This is a genomic window from Nonomuraea solani, assembly GCF_900108335.1.
Lineage (GTDB): Bacteria > Actinomycetota > Actinomycetes > Streptosporangiales > Streptosporangiaceae > Nonomuraea > Nonomuraea solani.
On the sequence record NZ_FNVT01000008.1, the window covers coordinates 253,283 to 273,018 of the forward strand.

The following is a 19,736-nucleotide window of genomic DNA, read 5'->3' on the forward strand; positions in this document are numbered from 1 at the left end:
GACCGGTTCAGAGCCGGTCGAGCGGATTGCCCGCGATGCGGTCGAGGATGCCGCCGCGGACGAACCGGCCGGCGAAGCTCTCCGGCTTGCGCGCGCCCTGCTCCGACACGCACGTGGCGAACTCTTTGGCGATCTCCAGCCGGGGGTGTCGCTCCAGCACCTCCTGCCGCAGGCCGGCGGGGATCTCGTCCGTCCTGCGGCCCGAGATGTCCATGCCGGTGGACAGCTCCAGCAGGTGCCCCTCCGCGTCCTCCTCCAGCGGCACCTCCTCCCACATGTGGCGGACGACCACCTCACAGGCCCGCTGCCGCCGCTCCGGCGACCAGCCGGCCCCGGCGCAGAAGGCCCAGGCCACGTGGCCGCCCGCCTCCTCGTACGGCACCGTGTGGCTGTCGAACTCCGCGACCAGCCCGATGTCGTGCAGCATCGACGACACGTAGAGCAGCTCGGCGTCGAAGTCGATGGCGTTGACCTGGGCGTACGCGGCCGCCCACAGGTAGGCGCGGACGGAGTGGTTCAGCAGGGACGGCGAGTGGTACTGGGCCGCCACTTCGAGCGCGCCACGGCAGGCGGGTGTGTCCGGGATGACGAGGTCGTCGATTCTCACGGACTCCAGCATGTCCCGGCGGTACGCCCCTGGCCAGCCGGGGCGCCGGTGCCGCATCGGCCCGCTAACGAATCGGGAACTCAACTTGACCAGTTGATCGAGATTCCGAAAGCATGTCCCGCCTTCAACTTTTGTCCCGAAAGGAACTGGCGTGCGCCGGCTCGCGATACCTCTATGCCTCACGCTCGCACTCGGCGCATCCGTGAGCCCCGCAGCGCACGCCCTCGACAACGACAAGGTCACCAGGACCGCGGAGTGCCAGGGTGACTGGCTGCCCGGCACGCCGACGGCCTCGGACGTGATGAAGGGCGAGATCTCGCTGGTGGGGCTGCCGGCGTACCAGCTGGGCAAGAAGATCAACTGGAACGCGAGCCCGTACAAGAACAGGTCTTGGGAGTTCGTCTTCCAGTCGCTGCGCTGGATGGGCACTCTCGTCGTCGAGTACGAGAACACCGGCGAGAAGCGTTATCTGGACCGCGCCACGGAGATCGCCCAGGACTGGGTGTCCGCCAACAGGTACGGCGCCCGCGGCACGCGGCCCTATGTCTGGAAGGACCACCCGGTCTCGCTGCGCACGCAGCCGCTGCTCTGCCTGAGCCGGCACGTCAACGCGGGCTGGCTGAAGGACAGCCTGGCCGTGCACGCCAAGCTGCTGTCGGACGCGCGCCTGTACAAGAAGGGCCACAACCACGGCATCGACCAGGACATCGCGCTCATGGGCATCGGCTGCAGGTACGGCCGCGAGGACTGGGCGAGCCTGGCCTCCCGCCGCCTGACCGGCACCGTCAAGCTCGACGTCGACGCGCAGGGCGCGCTGATGGAGCAGGCCCCGAGGTACGCGGTCTACGTGTACGGCCGGCTACAGGTCGCGATGACCAACATGAAGGCGTGCGGCCGCAAGGTGCCCGGCGAGATCGCCGCCAGGACCGAGGCGCTCAAGGACTTCATCGCCCACGCGACCATGCCCAACGGCTACATGGTGCCCATCGGCGACGGCAGCGCCGACACCGAGCCCAAGATGGACGCCGGGACGCCGAAGGACGAGGTCAAGGCATACCGGGCCGGTTATGTGTTCGGCCGCACGGCGTGGGACAAGCCGGACTCGGCGGCGTACTACTCGATCAGGTTCGGGCCCGGGATGAAGTTCCACGGCCACGAGGACCACCTGGGCGTGACCTATTTCGCGCGGGGCCGGGACATCCTGGTGGACGGCGGGTTCCACTCCTACGAGAAGAGCTCCTACCGCTACTGGACGCTCTCGCCGGAGGCGCACAACGTGCCGACGGTCGTGGGCGCGCGGTTCAAGCCGAGGACCGCCAGCCGGCTCGTCAAGACGGACTACGGCAAGGACCGGCAGTCGTTCCAGGTGACCGACAAGGCGTACGGCGTGAGCAGGACCAGGTCGGTGCTGGTCAACCATGGCGAGGACCTGATGGCGGTGCTGGACACGGCGTCGGGCGGAAAGAAGATCGAGAACGTGTGGCGCTTCGCCCCGTCGTTCAAGGTGATCTCCAGCGGCGGCGGCAAGGTGGTGCTGGGCGACGGCAAGTTCAAGGTCACCCTGCTGCAGCTCTCGTCGTGCGACCGGGTCGGCGGCCAGCGGGTGGAGCGGGGCGGGAAGCTGGGCTGGGTGTCGCCCACGTATCTGGCGAAGCAGGCCACCAACGTCGTCGTGTCGCCGGCCGCCAAGTCGCTGCTGACGGTGATCGTGCCGGGGACGGACTCGCCCAAGGTGACGTGCTCGGGCGGGAAGGTCACGGTGGAGGGCGTGTCCTTCCCGGCCGACTTGTTCTAAGCCGCTACGAGGCCTGTTCCAAGCCACGACCTACGAGCAGTCGCGCCCGGCCTTCAGCAGGCCGTAGGTCACCGCCTGCTCCAGGGCCTGCCACGAGGCGTCGATGATGTTCTCGGCCACGCCGACCGTGGCCCACTCGGCCGTGTCGTCGCTGGAGGTGATGAGGACGCGGGTGATGGCGTCCGTGCCGTGCGTGCCTTCGAGGATGCGGACCTTGTAGTCGACCAGCTCCAGGTTGGCCAGCTCGGGATAGAGCTGCTCCAGGGCCTGGCGGACGGCCTTGTCGAGGGCGTTGACGGGGCCGTTGCCCTCGCCCGTGGCCACGATGCGCTCGCCCTTGGCGTGCAGCTTGACCGTGGCCTCGCTGACCAGCTCGCCGCCCTTCGTGCGCTCCACGATGACGCGCCAGGACTCGACCTCGAAGTGACGCTTGCGCTCGCCCTGGACGGTGTCGCGCAGCAGCAGTTCGAAGGAGGCGTCGGCGGCCTCGAACGTGTAGCCCCTGGCCTCCAGGTCCTTGACCCGCTCGACCAGCGTCTTGGTGTGCTCGGGGGTCAGCTCGTAGCCCAGCTCGCGGCCCTTGAGCTCCACCGAGGCCCGGCCGGCCATGTCGGAGACCAGCATGCGCATGTCGTTGCCCACCTGCGCCGGGTCGATGTGCTGGTAGAGGTTGGGGTCGACCTTGATGGCGCTGGCGTGCAGGCCGGCCTTGTGGGCGAAGGCGGACGTGCCGACGTAGGGCGCGTGGGAGTTGGGGGTGACGTTGGTGACCTCGGTGATCGCGTGCGCGATGCGGGTCATGTCGGCCAGCGCCCCCGTCGGCACCAGGTCGAAGCCCCGCTTGAGCTGCAGGTTGGCCACGACCGTGAAGAGGTTGGCGTTGCCCGAGCGCTCGCCGTAGCCGTTGGCGCAGCCCTGGACGTGTGTGGCCCCGGCCTTGACCGCCGCCAGCGTGTTGGCCACGGCGCAGCCCGTGTCGTCGTGGCAGTGGATGCCGACGCGGGCGCTGGTGCGTACGGCCTCCTGGACGATCTCGGCGAGCTCGTCGGGGAGCATGCCGCCGTTCGTGTCGCACAGGGCGATGACGTCGGCCCCGGCCTCGGCGGCGGTCCGCAGGACCTCCAGCGCGTAGGCTGGGTTGGACTTGTAACCGTCGAAGAAGTGCTCGGCATCGAGGAAGACTCGCTGCCCCTCCGCACGAAGATGAGAGACCGTGTCGCGGATCATCGCGAGGTTCTCCTGGAGAGTCGTGCGGAGGGCCAGCTCCACGTGCCGGTCGTGGCTCTTGGCGACAAGGGTCACGACCGGCGCGCCGGATTCGCGCAAAGCGGCTACCAGAGGGTCGTCGGCTGCCTGCACACCGGCCCGGCGGGTCGCGCCGAACGCGGCTAGTTGCGCGTGCTTCAGGTCGAGCTCTGTTCGAGCCCGCCTGAAGAACTCTGTGTCCTTGGGGTTGGCGCCCGGCCAGCCCCCTTCGATGAAGCCGACGCCCAGGCCGTCCAGGTGACGCGCGACGGCGAGCTTGTCGGCGACCGTGAGGTTGAGTCCCTCTTGCTGTGCGCCATCTCGCAGAGTCGTGTCGTATACGTGGAAGCGGTCGTCGGCCATGAATTCTCTTCTCTCTGGAAGAAGGATGAAGGTCCTCGGGAAACAGTTCGGGAAAACAAAAAGACCCCTCACGGACGTGAGAGGTCTGCGCGCTGGCGGTGTCCTTTGTCAGCCAGCGCGCCTGCCGATAATGAGCAGACTGTTAAACATGATGCCACTCAGTGTGCCACATGGAATCACCATCTGGCACACGGGTCTCATCTTGTGGGACACCTGGCCTCGACACCGGGGTTACACCTCGACTCCGTCGCCTCCCGTGATGGCGCGCTCCAGCGCCGCGGGGTCGAACGCCTCGTTGCCGAGCATCTGCCCGTCGAGCAGCACGGTCGGGGTGCCCTCCAGGGGGATCTTGGCGGTCTCTTCGAGGTGTGCCTTGGCGTACGACTGCGACGCCACGCACGCGTCCACCGCCGCTCCGGCCTTCCTGGCGGCCGCGCTCAGCTCCTCGACGGTGAACCCGGAGGCCGAGCCGTGCGGGGCGGGCTGCATCGCGTACACCGCGTCCCTGAACGCCAGCCAGTTCGCCTCCGGCACACAGCGGGCGGCCGCGGCGGCGCGGACGGAGTTGGAACGCATGGGCTCGTCGCGGAAGATCGTCACGGTGTGGAAGACGACCTTGACCTTGCCCTCCCTGGCCAGCTTCTGGATCGTGGCGTCGACCTTGGAGTGCATGTCCTTGCAGATGGGACAGTCGAAGTCCTCGTAGACGTCCAGCACGGGAGCGTCGCTCCCCCGGTCGGCCAGCACCATGGAGCCGTCCGTCTGGCGGGCCAGTTTCACCCCTTCCAAGGACGTGCCCGGCTCGGAGAACGCCAGCACCCCGAGTACGGCGACCGCCACGCACGCCAGCGCGACCGCCAGCAACCGCTTCATCATCAGCCCACTCTCACCTCATTGATCGCGCAGACCCTACCCGAAACGCAACCAATGCCCGTATGGCGGCATTCCTCCTCGGCTGCCGCCACACGGGGGAGTCCGGTCAGACGATCTTGTGGATCCAGTTGTGGGCGTCGGGGCGGGCGCCGTACTGGATGCCGACCAGCTCCTCGCGCACCCGCATGGTCACGGGGCCGGGGGTGCCGTCGGCGACGGTCCAGGAGCGGTCGGCGCCCTTGACCGTGCCCACGGGCGTCACCACCGCCGCCGTGCCGCACGCGAACACCTCCGTCAGCTCGCCCGACTCGCTCGCGGACTGCCACTCCTCGACCGAGACGAGCCGCTCCTCGGTCTCCAGGCCCAGGTCGCCGGCCAGCTCCAGGATCGACTCCCTGGTGATGCCGGGCAGCAGCGTGCCGGTCAGCGCGGGGGTGACGAGCTTGTCGCCGAAGACGAAGAACAGGTTCATCCCGCCCATCTCCTCGACGTACTTGTGCTCGCCCGCGTCCAGCCACACCACCTGGTCGCAGCCGTTCTCGACGGCCTGGCGCTGCGCCACGAACGCCGCCGCGTAGTTGCCGCCGCACTTGGCGAAGCCGGTGCCGCCAGGGGCGGCCCGCGTGTACTCGGTGGACAGCCAGACGGAGACCGGCTTGATGCCGCCGGTGAAGTAGGAGGCCGCCGGCGAGGCGATGACCATGTACTTGTAGGTCTTCGACGGGTAGTTGACGCCCAGCCCCGCCTGGGTGGCGATCATGAAGGGGCGCAGGTAGAGGCTGTGGCCCTCGGTCGTGGGCACCCAGTCCTTGTCGGTCTCGACGAGGAGTTCGAGCGAGTCGACGAACGTCGCCTCGGGCAGTTCCGGCATGGCCATGCGCAGCGCCGAGCGGTTGAAGCGGGCGGCGTTCTCGTACGGGCGGAACGTCACGATCGAGCCGTCGGCCTGCCGGTAGGCCTTGAGGCCCTCGAACAGCTCCTGCGCGTAGTGGAAGACCGAGGTCGCCGGGTCGAGCGAGAGCGGCCCGTAGGGCAGGAGCCGGGCGTCGTGCCAGCCCTCGCCCTCGGTGTAGTCGATCGAGATCATGTGATCCGTGAAGGACTGCCCGAAGCCGGGGTTCGCCAGCACCTGCTCCCGCTCGGCCGCGGTGCGAGCGTGGTCGGATAGCTGCACGTCGAAGCTGAGCTTCTGAGCGATGGTCATGACGGCGGTCCTTCTCTCTGCGATCTACCGAAATCTACCGGAATCTGCCCATTGTCGGCGGACCCGCTGTGGTCCGCGGTCGTGCCCCGGGGGCAGTCCGTACTTCCTATTGTCTCGCTATATGGGATGGCAATCGGCCAATGGGGTGATTAGCCCTTTTGGACGCGAAAAAGCGCCTGGCAGTCCTCTTCGGACCGCCAGGCGCGTTCGGAGCTAGGCGGCCCTAGCCGGATACTCGCGCGGTGATGTCGTCACCGATCTCGTGAGTGGTACGGCTGGCCCAGCCGGTCAGGCGCTCCACGATGTCGTCGGCCACCGCCTGCTCCACCTTGGCCGCCTCGGTGCGCAGGCCGAGGTGGTCGAGGAGCATGGCGACGGACAGGATCGTCGCGGTGGGGTCGGCCTTGCCCTGGCCGGCGATGTCGGGGGCACTGCCGTGGACCGGCTCGAACATGCTCGGCGTGGTGCGCTCGGGGTTGATGTTGCCGCTCGCGGCCAGGCCGATGCCGCCCGCGATGGCCGCGCCGAGGTCGGTGATGATGTCGCCGAACAGGTTGTCGGTGACGACGACGTCGAACCGCTCGGGCTGGCTGACGAAGAACATCGAGGCCGCGTCGATGTGGCTGTAGTCGGTCGTGACCTCGGGGTATTCCTCGGCCACGCGGTTGACCGTGCGCTGCCACAGGTCACCGGCGTAGGTGAGGACGTTGGTCTTGTGGACGAGGGTCAGCTTCTTGCGCGGCCGCGTCTTGGCCTTCTCGAACGCGTAACGCACCACGCGCTCGACGCCGTGGGCGGTGTTGAGCGACTCCTGCGTGGCGATCTCGTGCGGCGTGCCGCGCCGCATGACGCCACCGGTGCCCGCGTAGAGGCCCTCGGTGCCCTCACGCACGACGATCATGTCGATGTTCTCGTTCGGCGTGTCGGCCAGCGGGGTCTCGACGCCGGGGAACAGCTTGACCGGGCGCAGGTTGACGTAGTGGTCGAACTCGAACCGGAGCCGGAGCAGCAGGTCGCGCTCAAGGATGCCGGGCGGCACGCTGGGGTCGCCGATGGCGCCGAGCAGAATCGCGTCGTAGCCGCGCAGCTCGTCGAGGACCGCGTCGGGCAGCGTCTCCCCGGTACGGTGGTAACGGGCGGCGCCCAGGTCGTAGTGCGTGGGCTCGATCTTCGTGCCCACCGCCTCCAGGACCTTGAGTCCTTCGGCTACGACCTCGGTGCCAATGCCATCTCCAGGGATGACGGCCAGGCGGATGTTACGCGACTCCATGGGCGGTACCTTACCGGCTCGTCTCGACTGACGAACACATCATCTCACTTGTCGGACGTCTACTTTTGTGCGGTTTGCGGCATTTTGACCGTTTCGTTAGAGTCCGTCGGGCCTAATCCACGCAGCCGTTGCGTGGAGCCGGGGACCCACCTCCCCCCATGGGGCGAATCGGCATCGCCGTAGGGCCGACTTCCAGGCCCGAGCCCGTCAGCTAACCCGGTCGGCCGCATGGAAGGACAGGCTTCTGTCTCGCATCGCCACAATCCTGGCGGCGGGTGCCGCCGGGCTCATCCTGGCCACCCCGGCCGCTCAGGCAGCCACCGACGAATCCACCATCACCCTGACGGGACACGACGTCAAACGTGCCCGGGTGGCGAACCTCCCCACCCCCGCGTGGAAGACCGCCCTCGCCTACGCGATGGACAAGCGCGGCACGCCGTACGTCTGGGGCGGCGCCAGCAAGAGCGGGTACGACTGCTCGGGGCTCATGCTCAGGGCATACGAGGCGGCGGGGATCGACCTGCCGCGCACCGCCCGCCAGCAGTACGGGGCGTTCTCGAAGAAGATCGCCTGGAATGACCTCAAACCCGGCGACCTGGCCTTCTTCAGCAACCTGGGTCACGTCGGGATGATCTCCAAGCCGGGGCACATGGTGCACGCGCCACGCAGCGGTGACGTGGTCAAGGAGGAACGGCTCTCCGAATGGCGCAGGAGCGCCTTCGTGGGCGCCGTCCGCCCCGACCCCTCGGGTGTCCGCCGCTGGGCCGAAATTCTCGACAAGCGCCGGGCCCCCGCACCGAACATGCCCACCGCCACCCTCTGAGAACACCGCGAGCGGCCCCCGTCGCGGGCCGCTCGCGGTCCTCGGACGTAGCGTGGAGGGCATGCGGCTCACGCTCACCGAAGAGAAGGCGACACTCCTCGCCACCTTGTACGGCAAGGCACTCGACGCGAAATCCCCGCACCCCATCCTCGGCGACCGCATGGCCTCCGAGGTGATCGGCCGGATCGATCACGACTTCACGAAGACGGGCATCACCCCGGGCAGCGCGAACGCCGTCGCGCTCAGAGCCCGGTTCATGGACAGGTGGGCCGGCGAGTTCCTGGACCGCCATCCCGAGGCGATCGTGCTGCAGCCCGGCTGCGGCCTCGACACGCGCGTCTTCCGGATGGACCCGCCGCCCTCGATCCGCTGGTACGACCTGGACTATCCCGAGGTCATCGAGCTGCGCGAGCGGTTGTTCCCCGGACGGCCCGGCTACGCCATGATCGGCTCGTCGGCCACGGACCTCGACTGGCTGGAGCGGGTGCCCGACGACGCTCCCGTGCTGGTGATCGCCGAGGGCCTGCTCTACTACCTCGACCCGGCCAAGGGGCCGGAGCTCCTGCGGGCCGTCGTGGAGCGCTTCCCCGGCGGCCAGTTCGTGTTCGACGCGCTGAGCCGGACCGGGCTACGCCTGCAGAAGCTCAACAAGCCCGTCCAGAAGGCCGGGGCCACGGTTCATTGGGGCGTCGAGGGCCCGGCCGAGCTGGAGGCGATCCATCCGCGGCTGCGGTGCGTGTCGGCGGTGAGCGCGTTCGAGATCGACGGGTTCGCGGACCTGTCGATGACGCACCGCATGTCGGCCTGGATCGTCAAGGCGCTGCCGGGGATGAAGCGGTCGGCGGCTTTTTACCGGCTGGAGTTCTGAGGGCTACCGGCTGGAGTTCTGAGGGGCGCCGCCGTTGTCGCGGCGGTCCAGCGCGGTCTGGACGGCCTCGGCGGCCTCGTCCTGCTGGTCCTCGGCACGGTTGAAGGCGTACATCTCGTACATGTGACTCATCTCATCTCGCGGGCGCATCTCGCTGAAAAGCCGGACTCCGGTCGCGAATCCGACCGGGCCTGATCTCGTGGTCCGGGTCACGGACCGGACGGAAGGGACTTGATGGCCGACACGACGCCGCTCACCGCGGCGAGTCGTCGACCTGCCCTAACAGGCCCCGCCGCGGCAGGTAATGAGTACGAGAACCTGGCGCATTACCCGTCACAGTACCCGAGGAATCTCGTTGGATGTCCTAGCATCTCGCATCGTGAGACATGCGAAAGGGCCGCCACCAGGAGGTGACGGCCCTTGACCGCGAAGAGGGTCAGTCCTCCAGGTCCACGGTGCGGCCGCTCTCGGCGCCGATCTCGCCGCCGATCTGCTCGACCACCTCGGCCGGGATCGCGGAGTCGACGGTCAGCGCGATGAGCGCCTTGCCACCCTTGGTGTCGCGGGCCACCTGCATCGAGGCGATGTTGATGGAGTGCTCACCGAGGAGACGGCCGACCACGCCGACGATGCCGGGACGGTCGGTGTAGGTGAAGAAGCAGAGGTGAGCCGTCGGCTCGATCTCCATCTCGTAGCCGTTGACCTCGACGATCTTCGTGATCTGGCGGGGCCCGGACAGCGTGCCCGAGACCGAGACGGTGCGGCCGTCGGCGAGCACGCCGCGCACGGTGACCACGTTGCGCCAGTCGGGGCTGTCGGCGCTGGTCACCAGCTCGACGGAGATGCCGCGGTCCTTGGCGAGCAGCGGCGCGTTGACGTAGGTGACCTGCTCCTCGACCACGTCGGAGAACACGCCCTTGAGCGCGGCCAGCTCGATGACCCGCACGTCCTGGGCCGCGATCTCGCCGCGCACCTCGACGTCGAGCTTGGTGGCGACCTCGCCGGCCAGCGCGGTGAACACCCGGCCCAGCTTCTCGGCCAGCGGCAGGCCCGGCTTGACGTCCTCGGCCACCACGCCGCCCTGGACGTTGACGGCGTCCGGCACGAACTCGCCCGCCAGCGCCAGCTTCACGCTCCGCGCGACCTGCGTGCCGGCCTTCTCCTGGGCCTCGTGCGTGGAGGCGCCCAGGTGCGGCGTGACGACGACCTCGTCCAGCTCGAACAGCGGGCTGTCGGTGCACGGCTCCTTGGCGAACACGTCCAGGCCGGCTCCCGCGACCCGGCCCTCCTTGATCGCCGAGTAGAGCGCGCTCTCGTCGACGATGCCGCCGCGGGCCACGTTGATGATGCGGACGCTCGGCTTGACCTGGTGCAGCTCCCGGTCACCGATGAGCCCGAGGGTCTCCTTGGACTTCGGCAGGTGCACGGTGATGAAGTCGGCCTGCTTGAGGACCTCTTCGAGGCTGAGCAGCTTGACGCCCATCTGCGCGGCCCGGGCCGGCGGCAGGTAGGGGTCGTACGCGATCAGCTCGACGCCGAACGGCAGCAGCCGCTGGGCCACGAGCTGCCCGATCTTGCCCAGGCCGAGGATGCCGATGACCTTCTCGTCGAGCTCGACACCGGTGTACTTGGAGCGCTTCCACTCCCCGTTCTTCAGCGCGGAGTGGGCCTGGGCCGTGTTGCGCGCGCTGGCCAGGATGAGGGCGACGGTCTGCTCGGCGGCGCTGGTGATGTTGGAGGTCGGCGCGTTGACGACCATCACGCCGGCCTTGGTGGCCGCGTCGACGTCGACGTTGTCGAGTCCGACACCGGCGCGGGCGACCACGCGCAGCTTGGGCGCCGCGGCGATGGCCTCGGCGTCGACCTGCGTGGCGGAGCGCACGATCAGCGCGTCCACCTCGGCGAGAGCGGGCAGAAGCTGAGAACGGTCGGCGCCGTCGGTGTGGCGGACCTCGAAATCAGCGCCGAGTACGGCGAGGCCAGCCTCGGACAGCTCCTCTGCGACCAGAACGACGGGCTTGTTCACTGGTGTGGATCCTTAGGGCACGGCGGGCTTGAGGGGGACACGTCCACGGATCCCCCCCGGCGGTCCCACAGAGTCTATCCACCGCTTGTGAACGCGTTCACGAGACACCCACGATGTGAGACGGGACTGCCGTACCCACCGGGGCCGAAACTCATTCAGGTCGTACGCTTCTTTGTCTTGATCGGGAGATTTATTCGCCATTAGCCTGATAAGCCGTGGCCGACTACCTATGGTTCGTCATATGAGCATCGGGAATCCTGCGCTTGCCGACGTGCTCGCCCAGCATGGCACTCCACATCGCCTGCTGGGCGCTCTCGCCGACGGTGGAGTCCTGGTGGCAGTGCGACCAGATCGTTCCGTCGTCCTTGGGACGACCCAAGCCGGTGACCGGGTTCTGCTCGGGTACACCGGTCCTGCCACCTATGCCAGGCACCGCGGCAGTCATTCCCTATCGGCATGTGACGCCGACACCATCCTGGACATCCAGCGTGTCACCGGAGTGCGGGAGATCGTCATCGACGCGGCCGGACCAGCCGCCGCGGCCGTGCCCATCGGCGATCTCCAGCGCTTCATCACCTCGACGCGCACGGGGCCGACGCCCGTCATGAGCGGGGCGGTGCCGGCCGCCTACGCGACGGGCGCCATGGCCACCGTGTCGCGCGGTGCCGCGCTGGCCCAGGTGGCGCCGCCGAGCACGGACGCGCCCGCGCTGCCGTGGGTGCCCGCGCCCAGGCCGCACCTGTCGGGGCCCATGCAGCAGGTGGATCCGGGTTACCGGAGATGTACACATCCGATCCTGCCGGCGCTGCGCCAGGCGATCGCGTACCTGCTGATGGACTTCCCGCTCGTGCACCATGTCTGGATCTCCGAGGCCCGCACGGCTTCGGGGGCACCGGGGATCATGCTGCACGTGAAGGTGCACATGTCGGCGGCCGAGGACGTCGTACGCGACCTGCACCGGCTGACACGAGCCCGGCTGCCGCAGTTCGCCGCCTCCGGGGCGCCCATCCTCATGGCGAGGGTGGCCGACTCACGCAGCGAGCAGCGGATGGTCGAGATCGGCGCTCACGTGGTGTGCGCCGACGTGAGCGACTGACGGCGGGGCCCGCGAAAGTGGGCCCTACCGAACAAGCTCTCGCTCGGCTTCAATATGGGGCATGATCGCACCGGCGGTGACCGCGTCCACCGTCCCGAGAAGCGTGCGCCTCGGCTACGGAGTGGGCTCCTTCTGCACCTCCACGGTCAATGCCGTGCCCGGGCTGCTCCTGCTCTACTACATGACCAACTTCATGGCCGTGCCCGCGTGGCTGGCCGGGGTGGTCGTGACCGTGCCCAAGGTCTGGGACCTGATCGTCAACCCCCTGGTGGGTCGCTGGTCGGACCGGACCCGGTCGCGCTGGGGCCCGCGGCGCCCCTGGCTGCTGGCGGGGGCCTGCACGCTGCCGATCGCGTTCTTCCTGGTGTTCGCCGGGCCGCCGCTGACGGGAGTGCCCGCCGCTCTCTACGTGGGGGCGTGCTTCCTGGCCACGGCGACGGCGTACGCGCTGTTCGAGGTGCCGTACAAGGCGATGCCGGGCGAGATGACGCACGACTACCACGAGCGCACGTCGCTGCTGCAGTGGCGGATGATCTTCATCGGCGCGGCCACCGCGATCAGCGGCGTGCTGGCGCCGGCCATCGTCACCAGCCAGGGCGATGATGGCACGCTCGGCAGCTACCGGCTGATGGCGGCGACGATCGCGGCCATCCTGCTGGTCTCGATGCTCGGCTCGTTCTTCGGCACCGCCCGCGCCCCCATGACGGGCGCTCCCGAGGCGGACCGGGGCGGGTGGCGCGAGCAGTTCGCCGCGATCAAGGGCAACTCGGCGTTCATCTGGATCACCGCGCTGGCCTGCACGCAGATGCTGGCGGTCAGCATGATGCTGGCCGCGGCCCCGTACTTCGCCGCCTACACCATCGGCACGCCCAAGGCCACGCAGACGTTGTTCGCCGCGCTGGTCGGGCCGATGGTGCTGACGATGCCGCTGTGGGTGTGGCTGTCCAAGCGGTTCGACAAGCGCGGCGCGATGATGCTGGCCGCACTGCTGTTCGGCGGCGGCACGGCGGCGACCATGGCCACCCCGATCTTCGGCTCCGTCTACGCCCACCTGATGATCCTGCTGGTCGGCGTGGGGATCGCCGGGGTTCAGCTACTGCTGTTCTCGATGCTGGCCGACGTGATCGCGGTGGACGCGGCGAAGACGGGCAAACGGCGGGCCGGCGTGCTGACCGGGCTGTGGACGGCCATCGAGAACGGGGTCAGCTCGTTCGGGGCGCTGATCTTCGGGATCATCCTGTCGCTGGGCGGCTTCATCGAGTCGGAGCCGAGCCGGCCGGTCGAGCAGCCGGACAGCGCGGTGACCGCGGTCCTCATCGGGCAGACCACGATCCCCGCGCTGATCATCTTCGCCTCCGTGCTGATGACGCTGCGCTACCGCCTCACCCCACCCGTCGTGCCAGCACCAGACGCGTCCGAGTGAACAACCCCGCGAGCAGGGCCGCCAGCAGGGGCAGGCCCAGCACCAGCGCGGCCAGGAAGAGCCACGGCACGGCGACCCTGGCTTCGAACGATATCCCCTGCATGGTCTGGGCCAGGGCGGAGCCGGCGACCGCGCCGCCGGCCAGGCCCGTCACCGCGCCGAGCCCCGCGATGTAGGCGGCCTGGGCCGCCGCCACGAGCCTGCGGGTGAGCGGCCTGCCGCCCACGGCCGACAGGGTGTCGAGGTCACGGCGCATGTCCGCGACGGCCAGCCCGGTGGCGGCGAACGTGCCGCCGAGCACCAGGATCAGCGCACCGACCAGGGCCATCGCCAGGAACACGGCGAGCTGGAACTCGGCTTCGTCCCGGTTCAGGGTGACCTCCGCGCGCGGGCTCACACTCGCCAGGTCGCGGGCGAGGCGCTCCACGTCGTCCGGGACGTAGGCGGCATAGAGCCGCCGCTCGGCCACTTCGTACCCGGCCGCCGTCAGGACCGAGGGGGGCAGCAGGACACCGCCCTGCCTGGGCTCAGCCGGGGTCGCCAGGACGGCCGGCACCCTGATCCGCTTCTCTCTGGTGGTTCTGCCGGCATCCAGCCGGTCCACGGTCACGCTGATCTTGCCGTCCCTGATCAGCCGGGGGTCGAACACCACCGCCTTGCCCGCCGCGAGTGCGGCCGCGGCCTGCGGATCCTGCCTCCTCTGGAACAGGGCGAGCAACCGGGCGTCACCGATCGGCACGTCGAAGTAGAACGCGTCCTCGGCCGAGCACCGCCTGCCGGAGCAGGTCCCGTCGTAGGTGTCGACCGCGGCCACCAGGCTCCGCCCGTCATCGCCGATGGTCTCCTGTCCAGCGGACAGGCTCACCCCCGGCAGCCGCTCCTCGACCGCGGCGCGCAGCGCCGACCAGCTCCGGTCGTCGATGTCGGTGGCCCTGACGGTCAAGGTGCCCTCGGGGGCGTCGTTCCGGTGGACGCGCATGCGCTCGGCGTACTCGCTGTTGTAGCCGAGGCCCATGGTGACCGCGGCCATCGTGGCCGCCATGACGGCCGCCACCGCCGAGGCCGTACGTGCCCGGTGGCGGGCGCCGTCGCGGACCGACAGGCGCGCCGGCAGCGGCAGCCGCGCGGCCAGCCGCCCGGTGCGGCCCACGAGCCAGGGTGTCAGCGCGATCAGCCCGAACAGGGTCACGGTGGACGCGGCCACCACGGCCAGTTCGCTCCGGTACGAGACCCAGAGCGTCAGGCCCACCCCGGCCGGCACCAGCACGATCCCGAGCAACGGACGGCCCGCGCGGTCGCGCGCCTCGCCGGGCCGGCCCGCCAGCACCTGGGCGGGGCTCTGCCGGGCGGCCTGGATCGCCGGCGCGACGGCCGCCACCAACGCGCTGAGCAGGCCCAGCGCGGCGACGCCGAGCGCCTGCGCCCATGGCACCTCCGGGCTGTACCCCCAGTCCAGGTTCCGGGCCACGACCCACACCACGGCCAGCCCCACACCGGCACCGAGCACGGCGCCGGCCAGGGCCGCCACTCCGCCGAGAACGAGGCCGTCGGCCAGCACGATCACGCGGAGGTGGCGTGCCGAGCCGCCCTGCGCGGCGATGGTGGCCAGCTCCCTCCTGCGCCGCCGCAGCCCGACGGCGAAGGCGGGCCCGGCCAGCAGGACCGTCTCGGTGACGATGAGCAGCCCGGTGATGGCCATCCAGCGCCACTTGTTGTCCTGATTGGGGCTCCGGTCGTACTCCTTCTGTGCGCGCGGGCTCTCGATCACGGCGCGGGAGGCCACGCGGAGTCCCGCCTGGTTCAGCCGCCGCATGTCCTCCCAGGTCACCGGGGCCGGGGTGCGCGCGAGCCAGCCGTTGCCCTGCGGCTCGGTCTTGCTCGGCAGCACCCCGTCCAGCAGGCCCACCACCTCCATGTAGCCCGGCCTGATCGGGTGCTCGACGACGCCCACCACGCGCTTCGGGACACCGCGCCTGCTCAGCTTCAGCGTGTCGCCGACCCGTACGCCGCGGTCGAGCAGCGCGGGCGAGACCGCGATCTCCCCCGCCGCGGCCGGAAGCCTGCCCTCGGTGAGCGTCCTCAGGCCCTTGGTGAGCGGGTCGCGCAGGTCGATCTCCAGCAGCTCCACCCGGTCGAAGCCGTCCGCCAGCCGGACCTCGGTGGACCACGCGTAGAACGGGAGCAGCCGGCCGCCGACCAGCTTGGTGACCTCGGCGGTCGTCCACGCGGGCGGCCGCTCGCGCACCATGTCCTGGTCGCCGTACGAGCCGGAAGGGTCCTGCCGGATGGGCGTCCGGTATATGTGGCTCATGATGGCCGCGTCGGCGACCGAGCCCACCTGGGCGGGCAGATGCTCGCGTAATGTCAGGTTCGTGGTGGCGCTCAGCGTGAGCATCGCCGTGATGACCAGGACGGGCAGGCCGATCATGACCATGATCAGCGCGCTGCGGCCCTTGGACCGCAGGCTGTCCCGGCGGGAGAGGCGCAGCGCGGCGCGGAACGCGCTCATCTGGCGCTCTCCAGGCGCACGTCGCCCGACTCCGCGATGAGGCCGTCGCGCAGGTAGACCACCCGGTCGGCCCAGCCCGCGTAGCGCGGCTCGTGGGTGACCAGCAGCACGGCCACGCCGTCGTCGCAGCGCGTGCGCAGCAACTGCAGGATCTCGTCGCCGGTCGCCGTGTCGAGCGCGCCGGTCGGCTCGTCGGCCAGCAGCAGCTTCCGCTCGCCGATCAGCGCCCTGGCGATGGCCACGCGCTGGCGCTGGCCGCCGGACAGCTCCTCGGGGAAGCGGTCGGCGATCTCCTCGGCGCCCACCTCCGTCAGGACGGCCAGCGCCTCGGCGCGCGCCCGCCCGGTCCGTACGCCGTCGAGCTCCCTGGGCAGCATCACGTTCTCGGCGGCCGTCAGGGACGGGATCAGGTTGAGATCCTGGAAGACGTAACCGACGCTGCCGCGCCTGAGCGCTGCCAGGTCCTTGACGGAGGCCAGGTCCTCGCCGTCGATCGTCACGCTGCCCGAGGTGGGCCGGTCGAGACCGCCCGCCAGGTTGAGCAGCGTGGACTTGCCCGAGCCCGACGGGCCCATGACCGCGACCAGTTCCCCCGCCGCGACCTCCAGGCTCACGCCGCGCAGCGCGTGAGCCTGGCCGTGCTCGCGGGTGACCTCCCGCAACTTCACCACCGTCATGACTTCTTCTCCTTGGAAACGGCCTCGCAGTGGTCCAGCCAGCGCTGCTCCGCCTCGGCCTTGAAGATCAATGAATCGAGGACCAGCCGGTGGGCGAGCTCCCCCGGAGCTGCCCGTTTGGCCCTCGTGAGCTCCTGCAGCGCGCGCATGGTGGCCGCGCGCTGGGTCTGGATGACCCGGGCCACGTCCACCTCCCCCGCCACGGCCATCGCGATCTTGATGGCCAGCTCGTCCCGAGGCCGGTCGGTCTGGGCGACGGGGGTGCTGAACCATCGCCCCAACTCCTCGCGACCGGCCTCGGTGATCGTGTAGACCGCACGACCCTGGTCGTCCTCACCACCCGGTGCGACCAGGCCGTCACGCTCCAGGCGGGAGAGCGTCGTATAGACCTGGCCGATGTTCAGCGGCCAGGTCGCCCCTGTGGACGACTCGAATTCCACCCGCAACTGGTAGCCGTACCGCGGTCCGCTGCTCAGCAGTGCGAGCAGTCCGTGTCTGATCGACATGGATACTGAGTATGCATACCGAGTATGCCCTTCGCAACTGATCCCCCTTTTCTGGACACGGAGCGAGGTTCGGGCCGATACTCGCTACATGAGCTCCACGCATCCGCCCTTTCGCGCCTCAGATGGGGAACGTGACCGTGCGATCGACGAGCTCAAGGACCGCGCCGTAGAGGGCCGGATCTCACATGACACCTTCGTGGGCCGGGTCGACCAGGCACTGCGCGCGCGCAACCAGCACGAGCTCGACGAGCTGGTGGCCGACCTGCCACGGCGGAGCACCCTCCGCCAGCGGCTCACCGACGCGGTGTCGTCGGTGTCGGAGTTCACCACCCGGCTGCAGTCCGCCTGGCGGCGCCCGCGCCTGCCCCGGCTGGCCCTGCCCGGCGACGAGCGGCTGCGTTATGTGGTGGGCCGGGGTTCGGCCTGCGACCTCGTGCTGTCAGACCTGACGGTCTCGCGGGTGCACGCCGAGCTGCGGCGCGAGGGTGACGGCGGCTGGATGCTGGTGGATCTCGGCTCGCTCAACGGCACCCGGCTCAACGGATGGCGGCTGGTCGGGCCGGCCCGGGTGAAGTCGGGCGACGAGGTGTCGTTCGGGGACTGCGGCTTCATGGTGACGGCGGGCCAGCCGACCTAGCGCCTTCCCGATAAATACGGATATTTGCGGATTACAGGTGTTCTGGGCTGCCGCATGCTCACAAGCGATCCCCCAGTCACCTGGAGACCCCATGCGGCGCACCTCAGCCTCCCTCGTCGCGGGCGCGCTCGTCGCGGCCCTCGCGTGGGCGTCCGGTCCCTCCTCCCCCGCCATCGCGCTCGATCCCTCGACGGGCGTGGCCGACCTCAACCAGGACATCAACCAGATCCTCAGCGACTCGCGGCTCACGATCGCCAGGGCGGGCGTCGTGGTCAAGAGCGCCCAGACCGGCGAGGAGCTGTACGCCACCGACGCCGGCAAGCTCCTGACCCCCGCCTCCAACACCAAGCTGTTCACCTCGGCCGCGGCGGCGGAGACGCTCGGCCTCGACTACCGCTTCCCCACCACCGTGCTGAACACCGGCCGCAAGGTGGGCTCGGTGCTGACCGGCGACCTGGTGCTGCGCGGCACCGGCGACCCGACCATGCTGGCCGGCGACTACGACGCGCTGGCGGCCAAGGTGGCCGCCGCGGGCATCAAGGTCGTCACCGGGAGGCTGGTGGCCGACGACACCTGGTTCGACTCCCAGCGGCTGGGCAACGACTGGTCCTGGGACGACGAGACCGCCTACTACGCGGCGCCGATCTCGGCCCTGACCGCCTCGCCCGACCGTGACTACGACGCCGGTTCGGTGATCGTGGCGGTGGCGGCCGACGGTGACAAGGTCAAGGTGTCCACGACGCCGGAGACCGGCTACCTGAAGATCGTCAATCGGGCCACGGTCGGCGCGCAGACCGATGTGCTCATCGAGCGGCAGCACGGCACGCGGACGGTGGTGATCACCGGTACGGTGGCGGGCCCGTACCAGGAGTGGGTGGCCGTCGACGACCCGACCGCTTACGTCTCCTCGCTGTTCCGCACGTCGCTGACCAGGCACGGCGTCAAGGTGCTCGGGCCTTCCGACGTGGGCGCCGCGCCCTCGGGGGCGAAGGAGCTGGCCAGGCACGAGTCGATGACGCTGGGCGAGCTGCTGGTGCCGTTCATGAAGCTGAGCAACAACATCCACGCCGAGATCCTCACCAAGGCCATGGGCCGCAAGGTCGCGAACCAGGGCAGCTGGTCGGCCGGCCTGAAGGTCAGCACCGACTTCGCCAAGGCCAACGGGGTGCAGGTGATCAACATGCGGGACGGCTCCGGGCTGTCGCGCCGCGACGGCTTCTCGCCGGGCTCGATCGTGCAGCTCCTGTCGGCCGTACGGAGCAAGCCCTGGTACGACACCTGGTACCAGTCCCTGCCCATCGCCGGCAACCCCGACCGGTTCGTGGGCGGCACCCTGCGCAGCCGGATGCGCAACACGCCCGCGGCGAACAACGTGCACGCCAAGACCGGCTCGCTGACCGGTGTCACGTCGCTGTCCGGCTACGTCACGAGCGCCGACGGTGAACCGCTGATCTTCGCCATCATGCTGAACCAGTATCTGTCGGGCTCGCCCAAGGACATCGAGGACAAGATCGCCGTTCGCCTCGCCCAGTTCTCGCGGACCGCGGCGGCCGGCGACGTCTCCCGGCTCCGCGCCGGGAGCCCCGAGCAGGCGGGCGATCTGGAATGTTCCTGGTTGAAGCCTGTCGAATGCTGACCTCCCACCCGTGAACCAGGCGGCCCCCTGACGCCCAGGGGGCCGTTATGGTTTACCGAGCTCAGGCCGGGTCAGATTACGATTCAGCTACTTGGAGCTCCAGGTAGCCGTTGGTTTTTCAGGACATAGCCGACTTGCGGGGGCCAGAATGCGGGTTCGAGACGCAGTGTCGAGCCCG

16 protein-coding genes and 1 riboswitch are annotated in these 19,736 nt (G+C 69.5%); of the genes, 7 read left to right on the forward strand and 9 right to left on the reverse strand.

Features of this window, described 5'->3' with window-relative positions; all coding sequences use genetic code 11:
* Positions 1-7: 7 nt before the first annotated feature.
* Positions 8-607: an HD domain-containing protein gene (locus C4V41_RS28775; RefSeq protein WP_103959264.1), complete on the reverse strand. Its 600-nt coding sequence runs from the start codon at positions 605-607 to the stop codon at positions 8-10.
* Positions 608-809: 202 nt separating this feature from the next.
* Here C4V41_RS28775 and C4V41_RS28780 point away from each other — a divergent pair, with 202 nt between their 5' ends.
* On the forward strand, positions 810-2,402 hold the full coding sequence (locus C4V41_RS28780) for a heparinase II/III domain-containing protein (RefSeq protein WP_103959074.1): 1,593 nt from the start codon (positions 810-812) through the stop codon (positions 2,400-2,402).
* Positions 2,403-2,432: 30 nt separating this feature from the next.
* Here the strand turns inward: C4V41_RS28780 and cimA are convergent, their stop codons facing one another.
* The 4 genes from cimA to C4V41_RS28800 form a co-directional block, all read right to left on the reverse strand.
* Complete coding sequence (cimA, locus tag C4V41_RS28785; protein WP_103959075.1) at positions 2,433-4,010, reverse strand: citramalate synthase; 1,578 nt, start codon at positions 4,008-4,010, stop codon at positions 2,433-2,435.
* Positions 4,011-4,241: 231 nt separating this feature from the next.
* Positions 4,242-4,886 carry a DsbA family protein gene (locus tag C4V41_RS28790; protein ID WP_103959076.1) on the reverse strand — a complete coding sequence of 215 codons (645 nt, stop codon included), beginning with the start codon at positions 4,884-4,886 and terminating at the stop codon, positions 4,242-4,244.
* 103 nt (positions 4,887-4,989) lie between these two features.
* Positions 4,990-6,087 carry a branched-chain amino acid aminotransferase gene (locus C4V41_RS28795; RefSeq protein ID WP_103959077.1) on the reverse strand — a complete coding sequence of 366 codons (1,098 nt, stop codon included), beginning with the start codon at positions 6,085-6,087 and terminating at the stop codon, positions 4,990-4,992.
* Positions 6,088-6,310: 223 nt separating this feature from the next.
* A complete protein-coding gene (locus C4V41_RS28800; protein ID WP_103959078.1) occupies positions 6,311-7,357 on the reverse strand; it encodes a 3-isopropylmalate dehydrogenase in 1,047 nt (348 codons plus the stop codon).
* A gap of 99 nt (positions 7,358-7,456) precedes the next feature.
* A riboswitch (cyclic di-AMP (ydaO/yuaA leader) is annotated at positions 7,457-7,598 on the forward strand.
* A 129-nt stretch (positions 7,599-7,727) separates the two neighbouring features.
* Here C4V41_RS28800 and C4V41_RS28805 point away from each other — a divergent pair.
* Positions 7,728-8,180, forward strand: coding sequence for a C40 family peptidase (locus C4V41_RS28805; protein WP_103959079.1), 453 nt, complete (start codon positions 7,728-7,730; stop codon positions 8,178-8,180).
* Positions 8,181-8,241: 61 nt separating this feature from the next.
* On the forward strand, positions 8,242-9,048 hold the full coding sequence (locus C4V41_RS28810) for a class I SAM-dependent methyltransferase (protein WP_103959080.1): 807 nt from the start codon (positions 8,242-8,244) through the stop codon (positions 9,046-9,048).
* Between the two features lie 436 nt (positions 9,049-9,484).
* Here C4V41_RS28810 and serA read toward each other — a convergent pair whose 3' ends face one another.
* The gene (serA, locus tag C4V41_RS28815; RefSeq protein ID WP_103959081.1) at positions 9,485-11,074 is read right to left on the reverse strand and encodes a phosphoglycerate dehydrogenase; all 1,590 of its coding nucleotides are present in this window, start codon (positions 11,072-11,074) and stop codon (positions 9,485-9,487) included.
* A gap of 241 nt (positions 11,075-11,315) precedes the next feature.
* On the opposite strand from serA, the gene C4V41_RS28820 reads away from it, so the two are divergent.
* Both C4V41_RS28820 and C4V41_RS28825 read left to right on the forward strand, forming a co-directional pair.
* Entirely contained in the window at positions 11,316-12,170 is an 855-nt protein-coding gene (locus C4V41_RS28820) for a hypothetical protein (protein ID WP_103959082.1), read from the forward strand.
* 61 nt (positions 12,171-12,231) lie between these two features.
* Complete coding sequence (locus C4V41_RS28825) at positions 12,232-13,593, forward strand: MFS transporter (protein ID WP_103959083.1); 1,362 nt, start codon at positions 12,232-12,234, stop codon at positions 13,591-13,593.
* Here C4V41_RS28825 and C4V41_RS28830 read toward each other — a convergent pair.
* Genes C4V41_RS28830 through C4V41_RS28840 form a run of 3 tightly spaced genes read right to left on the reverse strand, consistent with a single transcriptional unit; the run spans position 13,553 to position 17,285 of the window.
* On the reverse strand, positions 13,553-16,102 hold the full coding sequence (locus tag C4V41_RS28830) for an FtsX-like permease family protein (protein WP_103959084.1): 2,550 nt from the start codon (positions 16,100-16,102) through the stop codon (positions 13,553-13,555). The genes C4V41_RS28825 and C4V41_RS28830 overlap by 41 nt on opposite strands.
* The gene (locus C4V41_RS28835; RefSeq protein ID WP_103959085.1) at positions 16,099-16,779 is read right to left on the reverse strand and encodes an ABC transporter ATP-binding protein; all 681 of its coding nucleotides are present in this window, start codon (positions 16,777-16,779) and stop codon (positions 16,099-16,101) included. The genes C4V41_RS28830 and C4V41_RS28835 overlap by 4 nt, the downstream gene beginning before the upstream one ends.
* On the reverse strand, positions 16,776-17,285 hold the full coding sequence (locus C4V41_RS28840; protein ID WP_103959086.1) for a PadR family transcriptional regulator: 510 nt from the start codon (positions 17,283-17,285) through the stop codon (positions 16,776-16,778). Before C4V41_RS28840 ends, C4V41_RS28835 begins: the two co-directional genes overlap by 4 nt.
* A gap of 88 nt (positions 17,286-17,373) precedes the next feature.
* Here C4V41_RS28840 and C4V41_RS28845 point away from each other — a divergent pair, with 88 nt between their 5' ends.
* Positions 17,374-17,922: a DUF1707 and FHA domain-containing protein gene (locus tag C4V41_RS28845; protein ID WP_103959087.1), complete on the forward strand. Its 549-nt coding sequence runs from the start codon at positions 17,374-17,376 to the stop codon at positions 17,920-17,922.
* Between the two features lie 91 nt (positions 17,923-18,013).
* Positions 18,014-19,558, forward strand: a complete 1,545-nt coding sequence (gene dacB / locus C4V41_RS28850; RefSeq protein WP_103959088.1) for a D-alanyl-D-alanine carboxypeptidase/D-alanyl-D-alanine endopeptidase — start codon at positions 18,014-18,016, stop codon at positions 19,556-19,558.
* The last annotated feature ends 178 nt before the right edge of the window (positions 19,559-19,736 follow it).